10 protein-coding genes are annotated in these 11,677 nt (G+C 70.2%); 2 read left to right on the top strand and 8 right to left on the bottom strand.

Features of this window, described 5'->3' with window-relative positions; all coding sequences use genetic code 11:
- Window positions 1–24 precede the first annotated feature (24 nt).
- From AC3IS2_RS02985 to AC3IS2_RS02950, 8 genes are all read right to left on the bottom strand, one after another.
- Window positions 25–831: a response regulator gene (locus tag AC3IS2_RS02985; RefSeq protein WP_489199194.1), complete on the bottom strand. Its 807-nt coding sequence runs from the start codon at window positions 829–831 to the stop codon at window positions 25–27.
- Between the two features lie 86 nt (window positions 832–917).
- Window positions 918–2,213: an adenylosuccinate synthase gene (locus tag AC3IS2_RS02980; RefSeq protein WP_489199193.1), complete on the bottom strand. Its 1,296-nt coding sequence runs from the start codon at window positions 2,211–2,213 to the stop codon at window positions 918–920.
- Between the two features lie 81 nt (window positions 2,214–2,294).
- The gene (locus AC3IS2_RS02975) at window positions 2,295–3,464 is read right to left on the bottom strand and encodes a phosphoserine transaminase (protein WP_489199191.1); all 1,170 of its coding nucleotides are present in this window, start codon (window positions 3,462–3,464) and stop codon (window positions 2,295–2,297) included.
- Window positions 3,465–3,503: 39 nt separating this feature from the next.
- On the bottom strand, window positions 3,504–4,406 hold the full coding sequence (locus tag AC3IS2_RS02970) for a DnaJ C-terminal domain-containing protein (RefSeq protein ID WP_489199190.1): 903 nt from the start codon (window positions 4,404–4,406) through the stop codon (window positions 3,504–3,506).
- Window positions 4,407–4,696: 290 nt separating this feature from the next.
- The gene (locus AC3IS2_RS02965; RefSeq protein WP_489199189.1) at window positions 4,697–8,422 is read right to left on the bottom strand and encodes a baseplate multidomain protein megatron; all 3,726 of its coding nucleotides are present in this window, start codon (window positions 8,420–8,422) and stop codon (window positions 4,697–4,699) included.
- Entirely contained in the window at window positions 8,423–8,860 is a 438-nt protein-coding gene (locus tag AC3IS2_RS02960) for an NlpC/P60 family protein (RefSeq protein WP_489199188.1), read from the bottom strand.
- Complete coding sequence (locus tag AC3IS2_RS02955; protein WP_489199187.1) at window positions 8,857–9,510, bottom strand: DUF2163 domain-containing protein; 654 nt, start codon at window positions 9,508–9,510, stop codon at window positions 8,857–8,859. Before AC3IS2_RS02955 ends, AC3IS2_RS02960 begins: the two co-directional genes overlap by 4 nt.
- 2 nt (window positions 9,511–9,512) lie before the next feature.
- The gene (locus AC3IS2_RS02950) at window positions 9,513–10,124 is read right to left on the bottom strand and encodes a phage distal tail protein, Rcc01695 family (RefSeq protein WP_489199186.1); all 612 of its coding nucleotides are present in this window, start codon (window positions 10,122–10,124) and stop codon (window positions 9,513–9,515) included.
- Window positions 10,125–10,208: 84 nt separating this feature from the next.
- On the opposite strand from AC3IS2_RS02950, the gene AC3IS2_RS02945 reads away from it, so the two are divergent.
- Both AC3IS2_RS02945 and AC3IS2_RS02940 read left to right on the top strand, forming a co-directional pair.
- The gene (locus AC3IS2_RS02945; protein ID WP_489199185.1) at window positions 10,209–10,841 is read left to right on the top strand and encodes a DUF805 domain-containing protein; all 633 of its coding nucleotides are present in this window, start codon (window positions 10,209–10,211) and stop codon (window positions 10,839–10,841) included.
- Window positions 10,842–10,965: 124 nt separating this feature from the next.
- Window positions 10,966–11,667: a DUF805 domain-containing protein gene (locus tag AC3IS2_RS02940; RefSeq protein WP_489199184.1), complete on the top strand. Its 702-nt coding sequence runs from the start codon at window positions 10,966–10,968 to the stop codon at window positions 11,665–11,667.
- The last annotated feature ends 10 nt before the right edge of the window (window positions 11,668–11,677 follow it).

The following is an 11,677-nucleotide window of genomic DNA, read 5'->3' as shown; positions in this document are numbered from 1 at the left end:
CCCCTTGCGGGAGAAGGATGATCCCTACCCCGCCCGGGTCAGCGTCTCGGGCGGCGCCAGCGCCAGGACGGCGTTGATCGGTTCGGTCAGCGTCGCCTTGGTCGGCGCCCCCGCCGCCAGACAGGTCTCCAGCCCCGCCGCCGCGATGGCCAGCGAGGCGTCGCCTGTCTTGATGGCCAGGGCCTTCAGCGTCTCGGCCTGCTGCTTGACCGCACGGACCGCCTGCATCGGATCATTGTCGAACTGGGCCAGGGCCGAGGCCAGGATCCGCATCGCCTGATCCTTGACCGCCAGCGCCGCCTCGGCGCCCGAGGCCGGCGCATCGGCCTTGCGCTTGGCCGGCCCGGCGTAGTCGTCGGAGTTGAAGCGGCGGCGGTCCGGCCCGATATAGCCCACCGCCTCGACCCAGTCGCGCGGCTTGGTGGCCAGGTTCTCGACCCGGCGGAACAGGTCACCGCTGGTGAAGGGCTTCCTCAGAAACTCATGCACGCCGGAATCCCGCGCGCCCTTGATGGTGCTGGCGGTGGCGTCGGCCGTCACCATGATCAGCGGCACGCGGCGGCACGCCAGGCTGGACCGGCGGATACGTCGCGCCAGAGCCTCGCCGTCCAGACGCGGCCCGGTCCGTTCCAGCAGGATCAACCCCGGCTCCATCTCGCGAGCCAGGTCGATGATCCGCGCCTCGTCGCTCTCGACCGCGACGTCGCGCGAGCCGAAACCCTTCAGCAGGTCGGACAACAGGCGCGCGGCGGCGGGATTGGGATCGACGATGACCACCCGGCGAACGACCGGGGCGATCTTCTGCATCGTCTTGGCGTCTAAAGCGAACAAGGCTCGGCTCCATCTAGAGCCAAGAAGGTAAACTCAGGGGGTTAAGGCGCGGTTTCCCGTTTCGAGACCCCGCGCCTTTTGCAGCCCTAGCCTTGGAACGGGTCTCTCATAAGAATGGTGTCGTCCCGCTCGGGGCTGGTCGACAGCAGGGCCACCGGCGCCCCGATCAGTTCCTCGATCCGACGCACGTATTTCAGCGCATGGGCGTTCAGGTCCTTGAAGGTCCGCACCCCGCCCGTGCTCTCGGTCCAGCCTTCCAGCTCCTCGAACACCGGCTCGGCCGAGGCCTGATCCTTCAGGCTGGAGGGCAGGTAATCCAGCACCTCGCCGTTGATGCGATAGCCGACGCAGATCTTCAGCGTCTTCAGACCGTCCAGCACGTCCAGCTTCGTCAGGGCGATGCCGTCGATGCCGTTAATCGCCACCGACTGACGCACCAGAACTGCGTCGAACCAGCCGCAACGACGCGCCCGACCCGTGTTCACGCCGACCTCGCGGCCCACGACGGCCAGATGCTCGCCGACCTCGTCGTTCAGCTCACAGGCGAACGGACCCTCGCCGACGCGGGTCGTATAGGCCTTGACGATGCCCAGCACATAGCCGACGCCGCGCGGTCCGATGCCCGAACCCGCCGCCGCCTGTCCGGCCACGGTGTTGGAGCTGGTGACATAGGGATATGTGCCGTGATCCACGTCCAGGAAGGCGCCCTGCGCCCCCTCGAACAGCACGCGCTTGCCGTCCTTCTGGGCTTGATCCAGCACCCGCCAGGCCGGCTTCACATAGGGCAGGATCTTCGGCGCGATCTCCAGCAGCTGCGCCAGCAGGGCCGCCGGGTCGATCGGCTCCAGCCCCAGACCCGCGCGCAGCGGATCGTGGTGCGAGCGCAGCCGGTCGATCTTGATCTTCAGATCGTCTTCGTTGGCCAGGTCGCAGACGCGGATGGCGCGACGGCCCACCTTGTCCTCATAGGCCGGGCCGATGCCGCGGCCGGTCGTGCCGATCTTGGCGCCGGGCGCGCTGGCGGCGGCTTCGCGCGCCACGTCCAGAGCCGGGTGGATCGGCAGGATCAGGCAGGCGTTGTCGGCGATGGTCAGGATGTCGGGGCTGATGGCCACGCCCTGGGCGACGATCTTCTCGATCTCGCCGACCAGATGCCAGGGATCGACGACCACGCCGTTGCCGATGATCGAGGGCTTGCCCTGCACCACGCCCGAAGGCAGCAGCGCCAGCTTGTAAACCTTGCCGTCGACGACCAGCGTATGGCCGGCGTTATGGCCGCCCTGGAACCGCACGACCATGTCGGCCCGGTTCGACAACCAGTCGACAATCTTGCCCTTGCCCTCGTCGCCCCATTGGGCGCCGACTACTGCGACGTTCGCCAAGATCGTTTCTCCGCAATCCAGAATGCGGTGGGAGCCTATAGCTCCTGAATCGTCCGGAGTCGCCCCGAAGCGAAGGAAATATCAGGCCGCCTCGGCCGTCAGCTCCGCTGCCGCCGTCTTGAACGCCCATTCCAGCCAGGGCGTCGCGGCCACGACATCGGCCGTCTCGACCGTGCAACCGCACCACAGACGCAGGCCCGGCGGGGCGTAACGGTGCGGCTCCATGTCGAACACGGCCCCCTCACCTTCCAGCAAGGCCTTGAATCGTTTGACGAAAACCTTCTGCCTGGCCTCATCCATCGCCGCGATGCGCGGGTCGGTGAACTTCAGGCAGACCGAGGTGGTCGAGCGGACTTCGGGCCGGTCGGGCAGGAAGGCGACCCATTCGGTCCGCTCCACCCATTCCGCCAGCGCCGCGTAATTCCGGTCCGTGCGCCGGATCAGTTCGCTCAGACCGCCCGCGCCCTTGGCCCACTCCAGGGCGTCGATCCAGTCCTCGATGGTCAGGATCGAATAGGTGTTGATCACCACCCCGTCCGCCAGCGTCCGGTCAAAACCCTTCTTGTCGGTCAGGCGCAGCACCTTGGGGATCGACCGCTCGGGCCGATAGCTGTCCAGCCGCGCCACGGCGCGCGGCGACAGCACCATGACCCCGATGCCCGCCTCGCCGCCCAACGCCTTCTGGAAGCTGAAGGTGGTCACATCCAGCTTGTCCCACGGCAGGTCCATGGCAAAGGCCGCCGAAGTCGCGTCGCAGATGGTCAGACCCTCGCGGTCGTCGGCGATCCAGTCGGCGTCAGCGACGCGCACGCCCGAGGTCGTGCCGTTCCACGGAAACACCACGTCCTTGTTGGGATCGACCTTCGTCATGTCCGGCAGTTCGCCCCAGGGCGCGGTCAGCACCTCGGGCTCCAGCTTCAGGTGATCGCGCACGTCGGTCGCCCAGACCTGGCCGAAATTCTCATAGGCCACGACCTGCACCGGCCGCTCGCCCAGCATCCCCCACAGCGCCGCCTCGACTGCGCCCGTGTCCGAACCCGGCGTATAGAGCAGCACATAGTCCTCGGGCGGAGCCAGGATTTCGCGCGTCAGTTGCAAGCCATAGGCGAACCGCTCCACCACCGCCGGCGTGCGGATGCCGCGGCCCAGCAGATTGGTCGGCAGCCCCGCCAGCGACCACCCCGGACGCTTGGCCGTCGGACCGGCGGAGAACCACGGGCGAGCAGGCTTGGCGTCAGGCTTGGCGATCATCGTCGTCGTATCCAGCTTGGGAGGAGAGTAGGGGTCGGCTCAGCGTCCGGGCTTGTAGGGGCGCTTGTCGCGCCACTCGGTCGCGAAACGGATCAGGTCGTCGTCCGGCGTTTCCGGCAGCGTCACCACCAGCTTCGCCAGCAGGTCGCCGCGCTTGCCGGCGGCATAGGCGCCGCGCGCCTTGAGCCGCAGCATCTTGCCGCTGTTCGAGCCCTTGGGAATCGTCATCATCACCGCGCCCTCAGGCGTCGGCACCTGGATCTTGCCGCCCAGCACCGCGTCGGGGACCGACACCGGCAGATCCATGGTCAGGTCCGCGCCGTCGCGCTTGAACACCGGATGCGGCGCGATCTTCAGTTCGATAAGGGCATCGCCCGCCTGACCGCCCCGTCCCGGCGCGCCCTGGCCCTTCAGCCGGATCACCTGACCCTCGGACGCCCCCTTGGGAATGGCCACGTCCAGCATCCGTCCGTCCGAGAACTGGATGCGGCGGGTCGTCCCGGCGATGGAGTCCTCCAGACTGATGTCCAGCGTGGCCCGCACGTCCTGGCCCTTGCCGCCAAAGCCGCCGCGCCCCGCCGTGCGCCCGCCGCCGCCAAAGGCGCCGAACAGTTCTTCCAGGTCGATATCCTCGAACCCGCCGCGGCCGCCCGAACCGCCGAATCCGCCAAAGCCGCCCGAGCGCCCGCCGCCGCCCGGAGGCGCACGGAACTGCTCGCGCCCGTCAGCGTCGATCTCGCCGCGATCATACTTGGCCCGCTTCTCGGCGTCGCCCAGCAGGTCGAAGGCGGCGGTGATGCGCTTGAACCGCTCCTCGGAAACCTTGTCGCCCGGGTTCTTGTCCGGGTGCAGCTCTTTGGCCAGCTTGCGGAACGCCTTCTTGACCTCGTCCGCGCTCGCGCCCCTGGCAACGCCCAGTTCCTTATAGGGATCGCCAGCCACGTCGAGTTTGCTCCGAGATCAGAAAAGACCAGAGCGTCAGTTAAGCCATGCGCCCCTCGGCTGAAAGGGGCGATGGCACAAAGCCTCACCTTGCCCAAGCGTCGAGCCGCCCCCTCCGTCACGGTCGCTTCGCGCCCGCGCCACCTCCCCATCGCTACGCGACAGGGAGGAAAGCAGCACGCCTCCCCCTTTCCTCCCCATTCCATGGGGAGAGGGACCGCGTAGCGGTGGAGGGGGCGACGCGACGTCAAACGGTTAAGAGCCCGCGTCACTTCGCTGCGCCCAGAGTCTCATAGCCGCGCGACCGCCTCCGCCCCCCAACCATAGCCGTCGCCCCACTGCGCCACGCCGATCCGCGCGCCTTCGCCCACACCGCCGGGAAAATCGGCCGCCAGTTGCGCCGCCGGATATGTCGCCCCCACCCCCTCGACCTCCCAGACGCGCTTCTCCACGCCGTAGTCCAGAACCCGCACCCGGAACCGGCGCGGATCGACCTCGGCCGGCTCCAGGTCCCAGCGGTCGCCGCCCATCCGCACACGCGGCGTCCAGGTCAGTCGCCGTCCGCCGCCCTCGGCCGCCGCCCGCAGATGCGCCGGTCGCCAGGGCCGCGCCGCTCGGTCCGTCCAGGTGAAGGCGACCTCCGCAAACCCCGCCCCGCCTGGCGGCGCGCCCGCAGGCCCCGCCCGCCACAGGCGCGGCAGACCCCGCTCGCCCGCGCTCATCTCCACGCGCGGCAGGTCCCGATCCAGCGCCATGACCAGCCCGCCAGGCGCCGCGCCCGCCGCCGTCGCCGCCTCCGTCCCCTGCTGCCCGCGCAACAGGCCGGTCAGCCGCCAGACCGCGCCGCCGACCAGTTCGGCACGGCGATACTGCACCACCTCCCAGCCCGCCGCCGTCTCGACCGCCAGCGCATTGCCGCCGCCCAGCACCGCTGCGCCCGACAAGCTCTGCGGCGCCGCGCCCTCGATCCGAACGATGATCGCATTGGTCTCGTCCCAGCGCCCCAGCACGCCGCGCGTCAGCGGCTCGATCAGCACCCCGACCGTCGCCGGCTGCGCAACACTCGCGCGCGGCGTCAGCGTCGCCGCGTCCTGCCCCCCATGCAGCGTCATCGGCCGCCACGGCTCTGCGGCCACCACGGCCACGGGCCGCCCGTCCGCCTCCGCGCCTGGCCCAAATCCCGGAATGGGCGGCAGATCCAGCAGCCGCAGGAAGGGCGCGCCCGTGACCGTCGGCGGCTCGCCGGGCCGCCAGTCAGGCGTCGCCTCGCCAGGCGCCAACCGCACCACCGGCTCCAGCGTCGCCGTCGGCTGCTCGTCCCAGTCCAGCCGCGCCGCCCGCCATTCGCCCGCGCGGCCCTCGACCTCCACCGTATCGCCCGGCTCCAGTCGCAAGGCCTCCAGCGGCCCCAGGCGCGCGGTCAGCCGCTCGCCCTCCCCACCCGTCGCCAGCGCCCGGCGCGCCACGGTCGTCGCCAGTTCGGCGTCGCACACCACCGGCAGGTCGGCGTCCAACCCGCCGCCGTCGCCGCCCTGTTCGGCCCGCGCCACCACCGAGCCGGTCTGATAATCCGCCGTCTCGTCGATGAAGCGGACCCGCGCCGCGCTCGGCCTCGGCTCCAGCGTCCGGTCCGCCGCCAGGCTCGCGCCGTCCTCCGGCAGGGCCAGCGTCTCCGTCGTCAGGGTCAGCACCGCAGCCTCGTCGCCCGCCACCGCCACCCGGCCGTCGCGCTCCGCCGCCGTCGCGCCAAACGCGGCCAGCAGCGGCTCCAGCGCGTCGCGCGTCCGCATCGGCCGGTCGATCACATAGCCCGCCGCCTCGCCCTCCAGCGCCCCGACGGCGAAATCCTCGTCCCCCAGCCCCCCGCGTCTCAGCACCGCCGCGACCAGATCGACCGCCTCGCCGCTCATCCGCCCGTTCAGCCAGTGACCGGCGCGCCAGGCCCCGGCGTCGGCCCAGACCGCCTTCAGCGCCGGAAACGCCGGATAGGGCCGCGCGTCCCAGCACCAGGCATCGGCGCCGTCCAGCATCGCCCCGCCATAGAGCGGCGACATCGGATTGTTCTCGGCCTTGGCGAAATGCTTCAACACCGCCTCCAGCGCCCGCCGCTGCATCCGGTCGTCGCGCTCCCCCGTCGAAAACGGCGGCAGGGCGTTCTCGCTGCTCTTGGGATCCTGGAACAGGTTGGGCGCATTGCCGCCCCGGTCCACTGCCGCGCAGCCGAACTCGGTCAGCCGGATCGGCTTCATCCCCGGAATCCAGTCCGTCGGCGTCGCGCTGCGAACCCCGCCGATCCGCTCATGGTGCGGGTTCGACCACCACCCCTTTAGGTCCTTGGGCCGAAACACCCAGGTCTCGCCATGCGCCGTGTCGGCGATGGGCGTCCTTGCCTGGGCCGCCCGGTCCGCGTCCGTGGCGTAATACCAGTCATAGCCCTCGCCCCCCGCCACCTGTTCGGCCAGATAGTCGGGCGAGGCCGGCCCCCGGAACCCCGCCTCGGCGTCCAGCCCGCCGCCCCCGTCGCGCCAGTCCCCCTCGCGCCAGTCGCCCAGCGGCGGATACCAGTCGACGCCGACGTAATCGATCTCGGGATCGGCCCACAAAGGGTCCAGATGAAACCGCACCTCGCCGCCCGTCTGCCGCCCGAAATACTCGGACCAGTCGGCGGCGTAGGACAGCTTCACCTCCGCCCCGACCACCGCCCGGCACTCCGCCGCCAGCGCCCGGAACTGGGCCACGGCCGGAAAGCCGCCGCCCGCATCCCGCGTCCCCGTCAGCCCCCGCATCTCCGAGCCGATCAGCAGACCGTCCGCGCCCTCCTCGGCCGCGATCCCTGCATAGTGCAGCGCCAGCCGCCTCAGCCCCCAGCCGTCGGCGTCGCCGAACAGGGCCGCGACCTCGGCCGCCGCCCCCGCCCCATCGCCCCCCGTGATCCGTCCTCGCCAGGGATAGCCGTCGCAGTCCATGAAGACGAAGGGATAGAGGGTCACCTCCAGCCCACGGCTTTTCAGCGCCCGGATCGCCTGCCGCACGCTGTCATCCGACGGCGTCCCGCCATAGGCCGGCCCTACGCCGCCCTGGCCGTCATCGACCTCTGAAATCAGATGCGCCGCGGCCCGCTCCAGACCCGCGACCTTCCATGTCAGCGGCTCGGTCGTCTTGGTGCGGTTCTCCACCCCCGGCCGGATGCGGCACGCGCCCGCCCGCATGTCGTCGCCGAACCAGCCGACCACCAGACTGACCCGCTTCAGTTTCGGCGCCTGGGCCTTCAACTGGTCCAGCGACACCAGCAGGTCCGCCCGCCCCTCGGCGTGATGCACGTTCTCCGGCCTGGTCCGCGTCAGTCCCTCGCGACGCATCACCGCCTCGGTCGCCAGACAGAACTCCCCCGCGCCGGGGATCAGGCAGACGCCTTCCAGCATATCCTCCAGCCGCCCCTCGCCCGGCGCGCGGCGAAACACCTCGAAGGCCAGCTGCGGCGCCCGATTGCCGAACGGCCCCAGCGGCAGATCCTCGAACACCGCATAGGCCGTGCCGCGAAACGCCGGCGCTTCCCCTTCCACCGCCTCGATCAGCGGGTCCGGCGTCTGGTCCGCCGTCCCGCGATGCACCCGCATCGTCACGCCCGTCAGGTCCAGCGGCTGGCCGTCGGCCCAGACCCGCCCCACCCCGTCGATCGGCCCTTCGCCCAGGGCCACGGCGAAGCTCAACGAATAGGCGTATTCGACCGTCCTCTGCCCGCCCTTGCCGCCCGACCGCTCGTTGCGCTTCTCCAGAAATCGCGCGGCCCAGATCACCTGACCGACCACCCGCGCCCGCCCGAACACGCAGGCCATCGGCGCCCCGTCCGCCGAGGACTGCAGGTTCAACGCCTCCAGTCGCGGCCCCTTCTGCCGCGCTGGCGACAGGCTGGCGATCACCCGGTTGTCGATGACCCGCCCGATGGTCGAGCCGATGAAGGACCCGATCGGCCCGCCGATCTGCTGGCCCAGATTGCTCAGAACGACCTGCGCCATTCACGTCTCCTGCGGCCAGCGGAACGCCGCGACCAGTCTTCGCCGCCACCACGGCCCCATCCAGCTTTCCACCACCGACCGTCCCCAGTAGGCGTGGATCATCTTCCATTCCGGCCCGTCATCATTGCTCAGGATGGCGCAGTGCTTGGCCGCACAGCCCTCGCTCATGCGGAACAGCAGCACGTCGCCGGGCCGCGCCGCTTCCGGCGCAATCTCGATCAGCCGCCGTCGCGCCGCCGCCCACAGCGTCTCCTCGCCCCCGACCTCGGCCCAGTCGGGGCGATAGGGCGGCGGCGCCTCCGGCTCCTCGCCCACCACCTCGCGCCACACCCCGCGCACCAGGCCCAGACAGTCCGCGCCCTCGCCCTTCACGCTGGCCTGATGCCGATAGGGCGTCCCCAGCCAGCCGCGCGCGGCGGCGATCACGTCCGCCCTCATCGCCGGCTCCCGCCGTCGTGGCGCCCGCCGTCCGCCGGTCGCGCGGCGATGAAGTCGTCGCCCGGAATGTCGGGAAAGCCCTGGAAGTTGACGCCGTTGCCGAACCGCCCGACGCAGGTCGCCCAGCGCTTGTCGCAGCGCCGCCCGGCGATCGCCTCGACGCTCAACCCGCACCGCGCATCGCCCAGCACCGCGTCGCAGGTCCGGCCATAGGTCCGACCCACCACCCGCTCCAGCACCGCCATCGGCCCGTCCAGATCGGCGACGAAGCCTCCGTTTTCCCTTCGGATGCGCGCCAGCGTCCCGCCCCACAGCCGCACCGCAAACTCCGGCCGCGCCCAGTCCACGCGCCACAGCTCGACCCGCGCCCCGTCATAAAGGCCCGCCGCGATGTCGCCCTCGGTGATCGCCGCGTCGTCCAGACCGCCCGACGCCGACAGGCCTCCCGCCGCCAGTCCGACCGCGCCTTCGCCCGCGCCCGCCGTCCAGCCGCTGCCCGCTCGACAGACCACGCCGTCCACGCTCAGATCGCGGTCATGGTCGGTGAAGCCCATCGCCTCGCCGTCCGCCCGCCTCAGCACCCAGGCATGGCACAGCGTCGCCGCCCCGCTCTCGATGCGGGCGGCCAGTTCCTGCGGTATGTCGCGCATGCCTAGACCCTCACCTCGATCAACGGCATCGCCACCATCCGCCCCGCGCCGAAGCTCTCCAGCGTCACCTCGATCCGGTCGGCGTCGAACCGCACCGGCGTGTCGAAGACAAAGCCCGCCGTCACCGCCGCCCCCGACGCCGGCGGCGTCGCCAGCGTCGCCTCCCCGGTCAGGTGATCCAGCACGAAGGCGCCCGTCTCGACGCCGTTCACCGCCACCCGCACCGAGCCTTCGACCGGCTTGTTGATGCGTCGCGCATGGTCGCCATAGGCCTTGCTCAGCCGATAGGTCCGCCGTGCCCCGTCGCCGGTCCCGATCCTCTGGTCCGTGGCCGCGACGGCCTCGCCCGGCGCGCAGCTCTTGAAGTCGGCGAAGTCGCGGAACCGGAACCCGAACAGCCGCCCACGCCGCGCCTCGAAGAAGGCCGTCAGCGCCGCCATGTCGTCCAGCGACCGCAGTCCCGCCCCGATCAGATAGCGCCTGCGCCCCTCGGCCCAGGGCGTCGAGCGTCGCTCGAACCCGGACCCCAGCGTCGTGATCTCGGTCCGCCGCTCGACCCCGCCGGTCGATCCGAACGCCAGCCGCGCGGGCAGGCGCACCTCGTGAAAGGCCATCAAAGACTCCCGTTATCTTGATTTTTCGCAGCAGCCCGTCCAGTGACCGAGGGTGGTCAGTCCGACCGCGATCGGGGGGCGTTCATGCGCGGTGAAATTCTCAGCTACGACGTCGTCAGCGGCGAGGGCCTGATCAGCGGCGACGACCTGGCGCGCTATCGGTTCGCGCGCAGCGACGTGGGCGGACGCCAGGAGCCGGTTCCCGGTCTGCGCGTCGATTTCGTGCCGCTCGACGACCGCGCCTCCCAGATCATCCCGCTGCAGGTACAGGAGCGCGGCCTGCCGGCCTCGGCCTTCGCGCCAGCCGAGGCGCCGCTCGGCATATGGGCCTATTTCGTCCGCTGCATCCGCCAGAAGTACATCGACGGCGACGGCCGCGCCCGGCGTCTGGAGTACTGGTCCTTCGTCCTGTTCGCCTGGCTGACGACGATGGCGGCCTTCGTGCCCCTCTTCACCATCATTGGATTGGCCGACGACAACGAGGCCCTCTTTCCCCTCGCGGCGGCGATGACGGTGCTGTCGGCGCTATGGATCCTGTTCCTGGCCATCCCGGGGATCAGCCTGTCGGTGCGCCGCCTGCACGACGTCGGCCTCAACGGCTGGCTCTATCTGCTGACCTTCATTCCCTATGTCGGCGGGATCTTCATGCTGGTCATCGCCTGCATTCCCTCTCAGCCGCACCCGAACCCCTACGGTCCCTCGCCGAAGCGACTCTGACCCATATTGAGATTCGTTCTTAAAAACCGGCCTTAAGGCCACGCTTCGGCTTGTCTGGAAACCGCTGCTCGGTCATGCTCGCTTCCAAGCGGCCGGGGGCCGTTCAGATCAGGGAGACTTCCGAGTGCGCGGTGAAATTCTCAGCTATGACGACGTGTCGGGCACGGGCCTGATCAGCGGCGACGACAGCCTCCGCTACGGCTTCGCCCGTTCGGCCATCCAGGCGGGCGGAACCATCCGCGCCGGCGCCCGCGTCGACTTCGTGCCGGAAGGCCTCGAGGCGACCCAGGTCATGGTGCTGGCGGGCGATCCCGCCGCCGCCTTCGGCCAGGCCGCCCACTCGTCCTATGTCGCCCGCGACACCGGCGGCGGCTACGACATCAAGAGCGCCCTGTTCTCGTTCAAGGGCCGCCTGCGCCGCCAGCACTTCTGGATCAGCTGGGCCATCCTTGTGGGCCTGGGCATCGTCTCCAACTTCGTCCCGAAGGCCAGCTTCATTCTCGGCCTGGTTCTTCTGGTCCCCCACCTCGCGGTGGGCTTCAAACGCTTCCACGACATGGGCAAGCCGGGCTGGCTGGTCGTCATCCCCTGGGCGCTCTGGTACGCCGCCATGGGCATGATGGTCGCCGCCTTCGGCCTCGCGGTCATCACCGACCCCAACGCCATGCAAAACATGGATCCGGAAACCCTGCTCGCTACGGGCGGCGCCTCCTTCGGCCTCATGTTCCTGGCCATGCTCGTCAGCCTCGGCTTCTGGCTCTGGCTCGGCATCGGCGACAGCCAGCGCGGCGACAATCAGTACGGCCCCAATCCCAAGGGCGAATAGGACTTCCAAA

Source organism: Brevundimonas sp. KH_025 (assembly GCF_057839885.1).
This window is presented reverse-complemented; position numbering and strand designations above follow the sequence as displayed.